Source organism: Rhizobium sp. GR12 (assembly GCF_036596185.1).
Classification (GTDB): Bacteria; Pseudomonadota; Alphaproteobacteria; order Rhizobiales; family Rhizobiaceae; genus Agrobacterium; species Agrobacterium nepotum.
This window is the reverse complement of sequence record NZ_JASXTH010000013.1, coordinates 1-14,133: the sequence shown is the minus strand read 5'-3', so window position 1 is coordinate 14,133 and position 14,133 is coordinate 1. Positions and strand designations below refer to the sequence as shown.

15 protein-coding genes are annotated in these 14,133 nt (G+C 58.9%); 9 read left to right on the top strand and 6 right to left on the bottom strand.

Annotation, left to right across the window (positions count from 1 at the left end; all coding sequences use genetic code 11):
- Positions 1–14: 14 nt before the first annotated feature.
- Positions 15–1,385, bottom strand: a complete 1,371-nt coding sequence (gene uppW, locus QSK43_RS21005; RefSeq protein WP_332305111.1) for a Wzy-type polysaccharide biosynthesis protein UppW — start codon at positions 1,383–1,385, stop codon at positions 15–17.
- Between the two features lie 516 nt (positions 1,386–1,901).
- On the opposite strand from uppW, the gene QSK43_RS21000 reads away from it, so the two are divergent.
- Positions 1,902–2,972 (top strand): GNAT family N-acetyltransferase, encoded by a 1,071-nt coding sequence (locus tag QSK43_RS21000; RefSeq protein ID WP_332305211.1) that lies wholly within the window; start codon positions 1,902–1,904, stop codon positions 2,970–2,972.
- 36 nt (positions 2,973–3,008) lie between these two features.
- On the opposite strand, the gene uppG is transcribed toward QSK43_RS21000, so the two are convergent.
- Together uppG and uppI are read right to left on the bottom strand one after the other, a co-directional pair.
- Entirely contained in the window at positions 3,009–4,088 is a 1,080-nt protein-coding gene (gene uppG, locus QSK43_RS20995) for a polysaccharide biosynthesis glycosyltransferase UppG (protein WP_332305110.1), read from the bottom strand.
- A gap of 2 nt (positions 4,089–4,090) precedes the next feature.
- The gene (gene uppI / locus QSK43_RS20990) at positions 4,091–5,161 is read right to left on the bottom strand and encodes a polysaccharide biosynthesis UDP-hexose transferase UppI (protein ID WP_045023583.1); all 1,071 of its coding nucleotides are present in this window, start codon (positions 5,159–5,161) and stop codon (positions 4,091–4,093) included.
- 275 nt (positions 5,162–5,436) lie between these two features.
- Here uppI and uppH point away from each other — a divergent pair, with 275 nt between their 5' ends.
- Both uppH and uppJ read left to right on the top strand, forming a co-directional pair.
- The gene (gene uppH / locus QSK43_RS20985) at positions 5,437–6,348 is read left to right on the top strand and encodes a polysaccharide biosynthesis endo-1,4-beta-xylanase UppH (protein WP_332305109.1); all 912 of its coding nucleotides are present in this window, start codon (positions 5,437–5,439) and stop codon (positions 6,346–6,348) included.
- 8 nt (positions 6,349–6,356) lie between these two features.
- Positions 6,357–7,301: a polysaccharide biosynthesis UDP-hexose transferase UppJ gene (uppJ, locus tag QSK43_RS20980; RefSeq protein WP_332305108.1), complete on the top strand. Its 945-nt coding sequence runs from the start codon at positions 6,357–6,359 to the stop codon at positions 7,299–7,301.
- A 23-nt stretch (positions 7,302–7,324) separates the two neighbouring features.
- Here uppJ and QSK43_RS20975 read toward each other — a convergent pair whose 3' ends face one another.
- Both QSK43_RS20975 and uppL read right to left on the bottom strand, forming a co-directional pair.
- Positions 7,325–7,573 carry a hypothetical protein gene (locus QSK43_RS20975; protein ID WP_045023578.1) on the bottom strand — a complete coding sequence of 83 codons (249 nt, stop codon included), beginning with the start codon at positions 7,571–7,573 and terminating at the stop codon, positions 7,325–7,327.
- A gap of 255 nt (positions 7,574–7,828) precedes the next feature.
- Complete coding sequence (gene uppL, locus QSK43_RS20970) at positions 7,829–8,644, bottom strand: polysaccharide biosynthesis UDP-hexose transferase UppL (RefSeq protein ID WP_332305107.1); 816 nt, start codon at positions 8,642–8,644, stop codon at positions 7,829–7,831.
- Positions 8,645–8,884: 240 nt separating this feature from the next.
- Between uppL and QSK43_RS20965 the strand changes: the two genes are divergently transcribed.
- Positions 8,885–9,094, top strand: a complete 210-nt coding sequence (locus QSK43_RS20965; protein WP_332305106.1) for a hypothetical protein — start codon at positions 8,885–8,887, stop codon at positions 9,092–9,094.
- Positions 9,095–9,114: 20 nt separating this feature from the next.
- Here the strand turns inward: QSK43_RS20965 and uppM are convergent, their stop codons facing one another.
- A complete protein-coding gene (gene uppM, locus QSK43_RS20960) occupies positions 9,115–10,749 on the bottom strand; it encodes a polysaccharide biosynthesis protein UppM (protein ID WP_332305105.1) in 1,635 nt (544 codons plus the stop codon).
- 258 nt (positions 10,750–11,007) lie between these two features.
- Here uppM and uppO point away from each other — a divergent pair, with 258 nt between their 5' ends.
- The 5 genes from uppO (at position 11,008) to QSK43_RS20935 (ending at position 13,976) form a co-directional block, all read left to right on the top strand.
- Positions 11,008–12,423, top strand: a complete 1,416-nt coding sequence (gene uppO / locus QSK43_RS20955; protein ID WP_332305104.1) for a polysaccharide biosynthesis phosphomannomutase UppO — start codon at positions 11,008–11,010, stop codon at positions 12,421–12,423.
- A gap of 36 nt (positions 12,424–12,459) precedes the next feature.
- Positions 12,460–12,756 carry a nucleotidyltransferase family protein gene (locus tag QSK43_RS20950; RefSeq protein ID WP_332305103.1) on the top strand — a complete coding sequence of 99 codons (297 nt, stop codon included), beginning with the start codon at positions 12,460–12,462 and terminating at the stop codon, positions 12,754–12,756.
- Positions 12,756–13,109, top strand: a complete 354-nt coding sequence (locus QSK43_RS20945; RefSeq protein ID WP_332305102.1) for a HepT-like ribonuclease domain-containing protein — start codon at positions 12,756–12,758, stop codon at positions 13,107–13,109. The genes QSK43_RS20950 and QSK43_RS20945 overlap by 1 nt, the downstream gene beginning before the upstream one ends.
- A 103-nt stretch (positions 13,110–13,212) precedes the next feature.
- A complete protein-coding gene (locus tag QSK43_RS20940) occupies positions 13,213–13,614 on the top strand; it encodes a group II truncated hemoglobin (protein WP_332305101.1) in 402 nt (133 codons plus the stop codon).
- Positions 13,611–13,976, top strand: coding sequence for a DUF423 domain-containing protein (locus QSK43_RS20935; RefSeq protein WP_332305100.1), 366 nt, complete (start codon positions 13,611–13,613; stop codon positions 13,974–13,976). Before QSK43_RS20940 ends, QSK43_RS20935 begins: the two co-directional genes overlap by 4 nt.
- Positions 13,977–14,133: the final 157 nt, after the last annotated feature.

Here is a 14,133-nt window from a genome sequence, read left to right as displayed (position 1 = left end):
ATCATTTCAAAATATCATCCGGGACGAACGGCGTGCGCGGTTTGCCTCCGAATGCGCTTCGCCACGCCGTCCATCTCGCCACCGGTTCGGGCGGGTTCCGGCTCCGCCTCGTCGTCGACAAGGCTGGCATTCGCCTGCAAATGCAGGCCCATCACGGCGACGAGAAGGAAAAACCAGACGAAGCCCGTGCTGAGCAGGAACAGCGTTTCCAGATAGCCGTAGAGCAGGACATAGAGCCAGACGCCGACATAAAGCCGCGTCAGTGGGCTCTTGCGCGTGGCATCGTCCATCTTGCCGAGATAATAAAGCGGCAGCAGATAGATCCATATCAGCACCAGAACCAGGCCCGGTACGCCGCCCGCAAGCAACAGGTCGAAATAGCCACTGTGGGAAGCCGGTGCGGTTGTCGCCCAGGTATTGTTTTCGGTAAAGCTCGACATCAGGGTGTCGCTGCGCCAAAACGCCTGATAACCATAACCGACGATCGGGCTTCGACGGATATAATCGATGGCGACGGCCCAGATATCGGTTCTGCCGGTAAAACTGGCATCGATACCCATCTTCGTCAGCATCTGCGAAAACACCGGATCGACCGTGGTGCCGACGGTAACGACGGCGAAGACCAGCAGAAGCAGGGTCACGACCATATAACGCCACCGGGGCCAGCGCACGATGAACCAGCCGGTCGCGATGACGATCGGCATCAGGCCGAGCACCGTCTTGCCGCCCGATTTGACCAGAAAGAACAGCGATAGCAGCAGCACCAGCAGGCCGCCGATGAAGGACCAGCGCCTGGAGAGATAAATCGCCACGATGATCAGCACCGCCATGACCGAGGCGGCCTCGTTCTTGTGCTGGAAGACCCCGCGCCAGTTGCCCGCCAGAAGCGGCTCCAGCGCGTCGCTTGCCTGATGGATCGCCCGCGAAGGCAGGGCGACGACGCCGAAATAACACAGGAACAGGACGATCAGCACGCAGCTGGCAAGCAGGGTGGTGAAATGCCGCTCCGTGCGCGGCAATTGCAGGAAGCCGCCGGCAAACACGCAGATGAAGGCGCACATGACGAGCCGCCGCAGCGAAAACATCGGCGCCTCCCCCACCAGCGAGGTATAGATATACCAGCCGAAGATCGCCGCCATCAGCAGCCGCGGCGTGAAGACGAGGGAGAACGAACGTTCCTTGGCCATGAACGCCACGAAACTGAAAAGCAGAATGATCGCCGTAAGCTGGTTGAGCAGGTTGGACCCGGCCGCCATGGCGGATCCGTGATAGGTCGAGGAGAGTGAAATATAGGGCGAGAAGCCAACCGTGAAATAAAAGAACGTCACATAAAACAGTACGTTTCGCCAATTTCCACGCGCCTGCTCTTCGTGCGCTGCATCCATAAGGGGATCTTCCCTGCCTTTTTCCATGCGTGCCCGACACTTCATTCCGGTAACGTGAATATCCCGCTAAAACCCTATTTTTTAGTTATTTATAATACACGTATGAATAGTAATCCCGCTATAAAGGAAAGAAACGGGAGGCAAAGAAACGGAGTGGAGTTTTCGAAGTCGACATGGAAAACCCCCGTAGAATACCGATCAGGAGCGAACTTAGTCGCTCAAATTTAAGTTACTGATTTCCCTATTATTTGCTGGAAGTTTCACATCGATAAGGTTTCTGGCATGCGTTTCACGGAAGTGTCCGTCCGCTGTGCTGCGGATATACCAACCAGATGATCCCAACCGCTGTTTAACGTATATTAACAACTCAGAATATATCTTTGATCTGTTAATACATAAACGCGGAAAAGCTGGAAACCCACGGTGGACGTTCCGATACACACCAAAATGGACGATAGCAATAACGATCAGCCGGCACAACGCCCGGTTCAGCCGAGTGCGCCCGGTGTTCGCCCCATGCGCAGGGAAGATGTCCCCGCCGTCGAGAGAGTGCTCAACAGCGCTTTCAAGAAGACCGGACGAGATCGCAACTTCGACTTCCGCTCTTACGTCGAGACATTGTTCTTCGATAGTCCCGCCTTTGACCCGGAATATGGCAGCGTTGTCTATGATGCGGGGGAAAGCGGCGTCACAAGCGTTATCCTCGCCGTTCCCATGCGGTTCGTCGCGAATGGAAAAACCGTTACCGCACGGTTGCTCTGTGCTTTTGCATCGGAGGGAAAACTCGGCGCGCTCGGAGCCGCACGCCTGTCTCGCGGCATGAGGGCGACGAAACACGACATGCTGTTTTCGGACACGGCCTCACCCGTCAGCGCCGATCACTGGATTGCGATCGGCGGCATTATGCTGCCGATGGAAAGCCTGCAATGGCACAAGGCGCTGAAGCCCTTCAGCGCGATTGCCCTGCGCATGCCGCGCCGTTCGAAACTGGTCAAATCCACGGTCAGTCTCATGGCGCTCGGCTTCGTGGACCGTGTCCTGCGCTCGTGGAAAAAAGGCATAAGGGGCCATGAGGTTGCCGGCCTCGGGGTAAGACCGGTCGATTTCGAAACGTTCCGCCGCAACGCGCTGGCGATGATCGAGCGATTTTCCGTCCGCCCGGAATGGTCCCACGAGGAATTCCACTGGCTGATAGAAATGAGCAAGACCAACGACACTCTCGGCGCATTGGGCAGCCTGGCGATCGAGAATGCCGAAGGCCGTGCGATCGGCGTTGCGCTGTTTTTCGGCCAGCCGGAACGAACCGCCTATGTGCTGAACCTCGTCTGCGATGCCGGTCGCGAAAACGACGCGCTCGGCGCGCTGTTCCACCATTTCGATAACGAGAACTATGCCCATGTCACGGGCATGTCACAGCCCTTTCTCATGAACGCGCTCTACCGCCAGAACCACATGACCTTCCACCATCGCGGCTATTTCTGCATGGCCACCCGGGATGAAACTCTGAAAGACCGGGCGCTGGCCGGCGATATCTATATTGGCGGGTTAAGCTCGGAAAGCTGGAGCAAGCTCATCACCGATTTCTAAGGCGCTTTCACTGGTAGTGAGAGAGTGCCGAGCCTTCTATGCCCCGGTGAAACGCTGCACATTCGCCGAAATCAGGTGGCGTAGCGCTTTCGCGTAACGTTTGGAGCGCGTCTTGGCCGCAAGCGCGCTCGCCCAGTCCACCATCGATCCGTTGATATCGAAATCGCCGAGCTGGCCTTCGGGAATATCACCCTTTTCGATGCGCTCGACGATGGACCCCAGCGCCGCGTAAAACTCGGGTGAGCGATAGGGCGGGTGCAGCGAATACATGCCCTTGCCCGTGCCGAGAAAATCCAGCCGGTGCAAGCCGATGCGCATCATATTGCTGCTCAGCACCTCTTCGGCGGGCATCGAGACCGGCTGCTGGTTATAGGCATAGGAGCGGATGCGCCGTTTGACGTCCGGTCTCAGCAGTTCGAGCGAACCGATCCGCTTGGCGAAACGATCCATGTCGATCAGGAAAAGGCGGGTGGAAACGGTGGCGAAACGCCATGTGGGAATGCGTGACGGCAGCTTGCGCGGCTCAGGAATATTCCTGACCCCCGGCATGCCGACATGGCGGGAAACATCGAGATCGCCGCGCACGGTCGGCGGCCCGGAAAAGGGCGTGATGCACAGGGCGTCCGGATTGGCCTTCTGGAGCGCTATGGCCTCGCCGAACCAGCTCTGGCTGCCGCCGCCGAACATCATGTCGCTGTCCATATGCAGCACATAGCGGGCATTGGCGCGTTTCAGACCGTGGAAATAGACATGGAAAGGCCCACCGTCGAAGGCCTTGGCCGGATAAGGGACCGGCGAGCGCGAAAAGAAGGTCTCCGTCACGGCGCGGCGCGCAGCCTCGCTATAGTCGACGGTATCCACATGCAGATGCGGATAATTGGCCTGCATTTCGTCCAGCATGTCGAAGAGGCGTGTGCTGGCCGCCTCGAACCCGTTGCCCTTGTAGCGGCCTGCCCCGACCTGGCCGGTATCCACCGTCAGGAGAATACGGTCCACCTGCCCGCCCCAGACCCGCAGCTGATGCGGAACGGTGAGGGCCGCATGCGGCGCGTCGAAGGGATGCAGATTGATTTGCAGTGCCTTTTGTACGGGAGGAAGCGGTATTTCTGCACTCATAGTCACGCACCACGGTTCCGGAATTCATTGATGATGGCCATCATGGGTTTTTCTTTGAAGCTCCAGTCGAGCGGCAGCGGCCGGTTCGCGGTGCCGTCCCGGCGCGGATAGGCCCAGCGGATCCAGGTATATTGGTCCGAAATGCCCCAGGTGGTGATGGAGGAAAGCGGGCCGCCTTCTGAGGCCGCTTCGAGAAAATCGCGGACCTGGCCGTTTATCAGCATGTCGCGCTCGGCTTCCGGGCCGGGCAATGTCTGGTCCATCACGTCCAGTTCCGTCACCAGAACGGCAAGACCGTAACTGCGCATTTCCTTGGTAAAGGCGGCAAGCTCGTCCTTGGCGATGGGCCAACCGCCGCGCAGATGACCCTGCAGGCCGACGGCGTTGATCGGCGCGCCCTTCTCGAGCAGTTCGAGAATGAGATTGCGGAAGGCCGCGCGCTTGGCCGGCGATTTCTCGACCGAAAATTCCACATCATATTCGTTGAGGACCAGCTGGGCCTTCGGATCGACGGCATGGGCGATCTCGAAAGCCTTTTTGATCGCGTCCGGGCCTGCGCCGTAATACCAGGCATCGCGGCGTGAACGCACATTGCCGGGCACGTCGGGGATCGGCTCGTTGACCACATCCCAGCTATGGATCACATCCTTGTAACGTTCCATGGTCTTGACGATGTGGTTTTCCATCAGCCGCTCGACCTTCGCACCATTGCCGATGCTGGAAAGCCAGGGCGCGTTGGACGCGTACCAGATGAGCGGATGGCCGTGCATGGAAAGTTTGTGCTGACGCGCGAAGTTCGCGAGCGCATCGGCGGCGGTAAAGTCGAAGGTCTCTTCCGAAGGCCGCATGACCTCCCATTTCATTTCCGTGACGGGGGTGATGCGCGAGCAATATTTGACCACGGCCTCGCCGAGACGGCTATCGGCTGTAAGGTCCGGCAGATAGATGGCCGAGCCGAAAGGGGCCATTTTGGCTGGCGCTTTCTTGGACGCGGCAAAGCTCTGGCCAGCCATGCCATGCAGCAGGCCCGCGCTTGCCGCACCGCCCATAAAACTCCGCCGCCCGATCCGCATTCACCCGCCTCCCCCAAGCGCATCGGCCCGAAAATCGGAATCGATTTCCAACAGGAAGATGCGCAGATCAAAAATGTCAGAGCATCCTTGGTGCGTCCGAACAGACGCTGGGTGCTCTAATTCTCAAAACATAACATTCCGATCATGCCAAAAGGATATTAAAGATTTGCAAGGTTAACTGACGCTATACCACGTCACAATTGGCGCAAGCGGACTTAATCCGGTAGTAACTTCGCTGTGAGAATTCTTGGTCCGCCCGTGATGGAGTAAAAGTCTTGGTTTCCGTTTCGATTGTCATTCCCGTTCGCAACGGCGAGCGTTACATCGTGGAAGCGATCGAAAGCGTATTGTCTCAGGGGGAAATCGTCTGCGAAGTGCTCGTCGTCGATGACGGCTCCACCGACGCGACGGCGCGAAAGGTGCAGGATTTCTCCGATCCGCGTGTCAAGCTGCTTGCGCGGCCGCAGGGCCGGCAGGGCGTTTCCGCCGTCCGCAATTTCGGCCTGTCGCAGGCGCGCGGCGAATGGACGATGTTTCTCGATGCCGACGACCGCCTGAAACCGGGCGCCATCGCCGCATTGTGCACCGGTGTCTCGGGGCCGGATGTCGTTGCCGTCTACGGCGATTACGAGCGCATTGACGAGAATGGCGTCAAGATCGGCCGGCGCAATCTCATCCGTCGGCGGGAAAAGCCTGATGGATTCATCCTGCAACCCCTGCTTGGCGGAAACTTCATCGTCAATGGCGGCATCATGCTGGTCAGAACCCGCATCTTTCAGGATTTCGGCGGTTTCGACGAGACATTGCGTTATGCGGAAGACTGGTATGGCTGGTGCAGGCTGGCCGCTGCCGGCCGTTTCACCTATCTGCCCGGCCACCATGTGCTGGATTACCGGGTGCACAGGACGAGCGTGATGATGAACCGCCTTCTCACCTTCCGGGATTGCCAACCAGCAATCGAGGCGGTGTTTTCCGACCCCGCCATCGTCGCCGCCATCGCTCCACAGGAATTAAAGCGGCTTCGCCGCAAATCCGAAAACCACATGAATGCCTATACGGTGGCGCAGGCATTTCGCGCCCGGCGCTATCGCGAGGCCTTTTCGGCGCTTGCCGATACATTTCTTCACCGCCCGCGCCAAAGCCTGCGCGCCGTCATTTTTTCCGCCGCAGCGCTTGCAGGAATTTAGGAGTTTCCATGTCCGAGATCATGCCGGAAGCGGTGGTCTGCATTCCGAGTTTCCGCAGGCCGGAAGGCCTGCAAAAGACGCTTGTATCGCTGGCGGCCCAGAAGGTCGATTTTCCCTTCGCCGTCGTCGTGGTCGATAATGACGGTGCAGGCCAGGCGGGCCTTGCCGTCGCGCGCGCTTTTTTCGCACAAAGCGGAATGACGGGCCAGGTGCTGGTGGAGCCGACACAGGGTAACTGTTACGCCATCAATACGGCGTTTCGCACCGCGCGGCAGAGCTACCCGTCCGCCGAGTGGTTCCTGATGATCGATGACGACGAGGCGGCCTCGCCCGTCTGGCTCGCAGAAATGGTCTCTGCCGCGAAATCCTTCGGCGTCGATATTGTCGGCGGGCCGGTCAATCGCGAATTCGATGCGCCAGCGCCGAAGGCGGTCCTGTCGCATCCGCTATTCGGCTCCATCGAGGCGCCGACGGGGGCAGTCGATCAAATCCATGGTTCCGGCAATTGCCTGATCTCAAGGCGGGTTTTCGAAACGCTGGCGAAACCGGAATTCGATGTGCGCTTCAATTTCCTCGGCGGCGGCGATATGGATTTCTTCACCCGCTGCCGCAAGGCGGGTTTCAAATTCGCCTGGAACGCCAAGGCCCTCATCATTGAATATGTGCCGGAAAACCGCATGGCGCCGCGCTGGATCATGGAGCGGTCGCTCAGAACCGGCATCATCAATTACAGCATCGACCGCGCCCGCCGTCCCGGCCTGAAAGGCGGGCTTCTGCTTGCCGCCAAAAACGCCGTCAGCCTGTGCCTGTCGCTGGTCCGCGCCGTTTCCGCTTTTCTGAAAACCGGGGCGTTATTGCCCGCCACCCATCCGCCGCTGATGTCCATCGGCCGCGTCATGGCAAGCCTTGGCATCACGCTCTCGCCCTACAAGGCGCCAGTGAAAAAGGTCTAACAGGATCGTTCCGTCCGCATGTCTCAGTTCAGGGTTTTCCCCCGGCCCAGAGAAATTGTATTCACATGCCGTTTCCGGGAAGCGAACGACGAAAAAACAGCCGCGAGAATGAGAAGCGGCACGAGAACCGGCCAGAAGAAACAAAGGATGATACCGGTCACCCGGTAAAAGTCCCATTCCTTGTCGCGGCGGGCGCCCTCAATATAGGTCATGGCAAGAGAAGTAACGGTGCCAATCCCATATACGAAAAGAGAAATGGACGTAATCACCATCGCTGTCCTCAATATATTTCTGATTCGAATAAATTTATAATATCTGGCCAGTGTACCGCCGTTGTTCGCAGTTGCAACGAATTTCGGCAGCAGACGCATTCGTTCAATACGTTAAGGCGATCTCATAGGGTGGCGGTGAGGTGCAGACGGCGATCCGATGATTGTGATGCGCCAAAATATCTTGCCTGCACAGTTCCGGCCCTGAACGGATACAACCGGCAATCCCGCGAAATCCAACGGCAGATGCGCGCCGGTTCAGACCTTGCCGGCCTTGAGCCGGTAGTAGTGTTTCAGGAGAGAATATATGGCGATAGGATTGGTCAGCAGATAGCGCTTCCCGAGGCGTTTCGGCTCAAGCATGGCCCTGTAGAGCCATTCCAGCCCCATATCCTGCATCCATTGCGGCGCCCTGCTGTTCTTGCCGGCGAGAAAATCGAACAGGCCGCCGCAGGTCTTGATCACTGCGACGCCGGAAAGCCGGTCCAGATTGCGCGAGACGAAACGTTGCTCCAGCGGTATGCCGAAACCAACCCAGAGAATATCGGTCTGCGATGCGACGATATCGGCGAGGATCGCCTCCTCTTCGCCCTCTCTGAAATAGCCGTTGCGCCGGCCCGCAAAAACCAGACGCGGATAGAGCTTCTGCATTTCCTCGACGGCGGCGCGGTTCACCTCTTCGGAGCCGCCGAGAAAATAGAACCTTGTGCCCGTCTCTTCCGCCCGCTGGGCCACCGCGTGAACGAGATCCGTCGTCGCAACGCGTTCCCTGAGCCCTCTCAGACAGAATTGGCGGGAAAAGATCACCAGCGACATGCCGTCGGCATGAATCTGGTCGGCCTGCCGCAGCAGCGCTTCGAATTCCTTGTCCTGATGGCAGAACGCGATGACCTGGCCGTTCGCCGATGTCGAATAGAACGGCCTTGCGTCAGCCGCGCGCGCGCTTTGCGCACGCAGAATGAAATCCTGCGCCGTCTCTTCAATGGTCGCATCGGCGATGGGTAAAGCCGCAAGCGGAACAATCGGCCAGAACTCGCCTGGCCTTTCCGCATCCGGGACATCTCTCCCTGTCATATTCTGTCCGGTGTCCAAGATAGGCATCGTTTCATCGTTATATTCACGCATATGCTTAAGGTGTAAGGCTTCAAACACTACGAAGAACTATCATTAATATTTTTATAAATCCGCCGCCTCAATCAGGCAAATCCACGTCTGAAGGTTGAGTGACCACCCTCTCCTCGCCTCCACCCTATTCCGGTTTTACGGCCGATGGGTTAAGGGACGGCGAAACCACACCACGGAAAGGGTCCGGCCATGGAAACCATATCGATCGACAACCGCGGCGATTTCGGCCTTTGGGCGATAGAGCGGTCAAAGGAAATCGTCGCCAACGAGGCGTCCGATCTTGCAGTCTCGATACGCGACGGCGACGAGGCCGGCATACGCGATGCGGGCAACGCGCTGGGCGCCGCCATCGCCGCCGCCCTGCTCGAGGTTTATGACGGCCTTATGTCCGAGGAATAGCTGCGGCACGCTCACCGTCTTCAGGCGTGGCGTGCTGCTGTTTCCGGGTGATCGTCCCGGCGCAGATAACCCAGAAGCCCGAGTGCGACGGCAATGCCGAGACCGAGGAAGAGACCGCCCGCACCGCCGGCGATCAGGAAGGTCAGCTTGCCCGGCGGCCAGCTTCTGGAGTTCGGCGCAACCGGCTGCGAAATCACCCGCACATTGGTGGAATCGATTGCCTGCTGCTCGGCGATCTGGCGCGAGCGGTTGAGATAGGTCTCGTAGATCGCGGCGGCGGAGCGGGCGTCGCGATCCAGATCGCGCAGCCGCACCTGCGCCTCATTGTCGGTGAACACGTTGGCGCGTTCGGCGACCGCCTTCAGCCGCAGCGCGTCGAGCGAGGAGCGGGCCTCGGCGACATTGGTTCTCGCCGCCTGCAAAATCCGCTGTGCCTCTTCCGCTATGCCGCGTTCCAGCATGTCGCGTTCCGCTCCCGCCGTCGCCAGACGCGGATGTCGGGCGCCATAGGTCAGCGTCATCGCCCCGATCTGCTGCTGCAAGGTGCTGTATTGCGCACGGATGGTGTTCATGGTCTGGCTGTCGAAGATTGCGTCGCTCTGGGTGCGGTTCTGGGCGATAGCGGCCTGCATCTGTTTCAGGCGCGACTCCTCCTGAATGACGCGCTGCTGCGCGGCAAGAACCTGCGCATTCAGTTCGCCGGACGCCAGATTGCTGACCAGTTGGCCATTATTTTCCTGCAAGCCGTTTTCGCGGCGGAAATCGGCCACGCGCTTTTCGGCCACCGTCACGTTCCCACGCATTTCCTCCAGCCGCGTCTTGAGATCGTCAACGATGCGCTGGCTGCTGTCGGAGGTCGTCTGGAACAGCTCGCTTTCGAACGCCTTCACCATGGCCCTGGAGACCGTCACGGATTTTTCCGCATCGTTGGTCCACACCGAAAGCGTCACCACGAAGGAACGCGGATCGCGTTCCGCTGCAACCCGCTCCCCGAGCGAGCGAAGCGCGCCGACCTTGTTGTCGCCGTCTTCCGGCTTCGGTGAAAAAATCGCCTTCAGCCGGGCAAGAGGCGGCGGGGTTATGAATTCCGGGTCCTGATCGAGCTTCAGCTCATCCACCACCCGCGCCAGCACGTTGCGCGAGGTGATGGTGCGCAGCTTGCTCTCCACCTCGAGAATCTGGGTGTCGCGCTGCTGGTTGGGTGAAAACACCCCGTCATTGACGACATTGAGATTGGAGGGATTAACGACGATATCCGAATAGGCCGTGTAACGCGGCGGCGTCATATAGGCATAGGAGAGGGCCGCTGCGACGCAGAGAATGATCGCAAGCACGATCCAGACGATACCGTCGCGCAACCACACGAGCACGTCGTCCACGCCGATCCTGTCGATATGTTTCAGACCCGGCAACGCAGCCGCAAGACCGCCGCTCGCGCTCGGCAAGGCCGCCTTTGCGGGTTTTTCAGCCGGAGCGGGTTCGGCAACGGCGGCCGCCGGCTTCGGCTCAAGATGCTCTTTCAGCACCGTGCGCTCGAAAACCTCGTCCTCGTCCACCAGATCGTCCAGCAGGGAACCGTGGGGTCTGGCGGCGGGCGCCGCTTTTTCATCCAGCGGACGTGCCTGCTTATGTCCCGCCTTTTGAAGCCTGTACATCAGCCAATCCAACTCGAACGAACCACAAAAAAGGCCGGCAACAGATGGTCTTCACCGTCGCCAAGGCCGCTATTAACGGGCAAGTTTAGATATAACGGGTGAATTTTAAGTTACCCGCCTCATCCCCTTCATCATCGCCTATTCCCGGCCGCCATGAAAGGGACGATTGACTTGAATGGATCGATACGGTTCTTTCAGACGTTATATTTTTGTATTATCCATTTGAACCTCAAAGATTTTATCGAAACGGAGTTTGGCATGAGCCTGAAATTTGGAACGAGCGGCCTTCGCGGCCTCTCTGTCGATCTGAAAGGAAAAGCCTCCGCCGTCTACGCTACGGCATTTGCAAGGCATCTTCTCACATCGGGTCAGGCAAAGGCGGGAGACCCCATTCTCGTGGCCCGCGATTTCCGCGATTCGAGCCCGGATGTTTCCGCAACCTGTATCGCCGCGCTGAAAAAGGCGGGTCTCACACCACTGGATTGTGGCACGGTGCCGACACCGGCGCTGGCGCTCTATGGTCTTTCCCTGAAAGCCGGAGCACTGATGATCACCGGCTCGCATATACCGGCCGACCGCAACGGCATCAAATTCTACCGCCCCGACGGAGAAATCGACAAGCAGGACGAGACGGCGATTGCAGCCCTTGCCGCCAAAATCGAGGCGGAAGGCTTGAATGACGAGGCGGCGACGGCGGACGATCATTCCGCAATCGCAGCCGAACTTTTTTACGAACGCAACATCGCGCTTTTGCCGGAAAAGGCGCTGTCGGGCCTGAAGATCGGCGTTTACCAGCACAGCACGGTCGCGCGCGATCTCTTCGTCAACGTCCTTGCCCATTACGGCGCGGATGTCGTGCCGCTCGGCCGCTCCGAAACCTTCATCCCGGTCGATACCGAAGCGGTCTCGCCGGAAACGCTGGAACTTCTCAAGGCATGGTCGCCGGAGCATGGCCTCGACGCCATCGTTTCCGCCGATGGTGACGGCGACCGGCCCCTGCTCGCCGATGAAAACGGCGTACCGCTGCGCGGCGACCTGATCGGGCTTATCACGGCCAATTTTCTCGATGCCGGTGTGGTCGTCACCCCCGTCACCTCCAATTCCGGCATTGAAGCGAGCGGTTCGTTCGAGGTCATCCGCACCAGGGTCGGCTCGCCTTTCGTGATCGCCGGCATGGCGCAGGCGCTCGCCGAAGGAAAGAACGGCGTCATGGGGTTCGAGGCCAATGGCGGCCTGCTGACGGCCTCCGCCTTCACCCTCAACGGCAAGCCGCTTTCGCCGCTGCCGACGCGCGACAGCTTCCTGCCTATTCTCGCCGTGCTGCTCCTGTCCGCCGAACAGAAAAAACCGCTGTCGGAAATCGCTGCCGCCTACAAGCTGCCAGTCGCCGCCGCCGATCGCCTCGAGAATTTCGCGCAGGAAAAGAGTGCTGCCCTCATGGCGCATCTGCGCGCTTCAAGGGACAACCTCGAAACCTTCCTTGCGCCAGTCGGCAAGGTCAGGGCGCTGAGCGACATTGACGGCCTGCGCGTGGCGCTCACCGACGGCAGCACCATCCATTTCCGCCCCTCCGGCAATGCCCCGGAAATGCGCTGCTATGTCGAGGCCGCCAATCAGGACGAGGCCGAAACGCTTCTGAGCAAGGGCCTCGATCTCATCCGCAATTTTGGATGAGTGGATGGCGCATACGGGATGATATAAGCTGAACGCATGAAGAGAGCGGACGCAATCAGGAAACTCAAACGACATTCCCATGCGGTGAAACGCATGGGTGCGACTTCGCTTTACCTTTTTGGATCAACCGCCCGAGATGAAGCCTTGGTCTCAAGCGATCTGGACGTCTTCATCGACTACGATCCGGGCAGCCGTTTCTCGTTGCTCAATCTGATCGGCATCAAGCAGCTTCTGGAAGAAGAGTTGGCGGTGGAGGTGGACGTCACGACGCGCAACAGCCTTCACCCAATGCTTCGAACTGACATCGAGCAATCCGCAGTGCGAATATTCTGATGATCAAGCGCAAGGTCGGACCGGTGCTGGGCGAAATTCTGGAGGCGATTGACGGCATCGAGACCCACACTGCCGGCCTGTCGCTTGCTGATTTCCAGCAAAATTGGCTCCTCAAACTTGCAGTGCAGCGCGCTTTGGAAATCGTTTCCGAGGCATCGCGTCACATACCCGAAGAATTGCTGAGCCTTGCGCCGGATGTACCATGGAAACAGATTCGCGGTATCGGCAATATTCTGCGTCATGAATATCACAAAATCGCGGACGACGTGGTTTGGGCGGTTGTTACCGAACATGTAGCACCACTAAAAATCGCCGTTGAGATTATCCAACGGTCCGTCGGAAACGAGACCTGAAGACTTTTCCAGCACGCTGTCGCAAATGTCGCATCCCGCCTTTACCTGTTGCTCTTGGCGCTTTGGAAAGCGATAAGGGCCACAGGGTTCAAGGAGGCGGGATGTGAGCGGCGAGACCATTACCCTTTATGAAGCGATCGGCGGCGATGCGACTGTGCGGGCCCTCACCCGGCGCTTCTACGAATTGATGGACACCCTGCCCGAGGCGGCGCATTGCCGCGCCGTCCATCCCGCCGATCTTTCCGGCAGCGAGAGCAAGTTCTACGATTATCTGACGGGATATCTCGGCGGACCGCCGGTTTACGTCGAAAAATATGGCCACCCGATGTTGCGCAGGCGTCATTTCGCGGCCCCGATCCGCCCTGCCGAACGGGATGAATGGCTGCTATGCTTCCGCCGCGCGATGGACGAGACCATCGAAAATCCGAAGTTGCGGGACATCATCTGGGGTCCGGTGGAGCGGCTGGCCTTTCACATGCAGAACCAGGAAGCGGATAATTCATGACCCACGAAAGATTGCGCGCCTTCATTCTTCTGTTGGGCGGCCTTTTGGGTGCTTCCGGCGTCATGCTTGCCGCCGCCGCCACCCATACCGGCGAAACCTATATGCTCGGCAATGCCTCAGCCATGGCGCTTGCGCACGCGCCGGTGCTGGTGGCGCTCCATATCGGCACGGACCGCATCAGAACCGCCATTCCGGCGGGCCTAATCCTCGGTCTCGGCACGGCGATTTTCGTCGGCGACCTCGTCGTCAGGCATTTTTCCGGCCACAGCCTGTTTCCCTTCGCCGCACCCGCAGGCGGCCTCGGCATGATTGCCGGATGGCTGGTGCTCTGCGCCGGTGCGTTTTTGAAGCCGAAGGGCTGATTGTGTTTTAGAGCATCTGCGTTGTGACGCATATTGCGCGCGCGGAGCTTCCCTCACACTCGAGTGGATCCTCGGGTCAAGCCCACTACTGTCCGGTTTAAATTTTGTAGACAAGGCGCACGGTGTTGATTCTACTTGTGTTCGAGCGTTTGGCGAC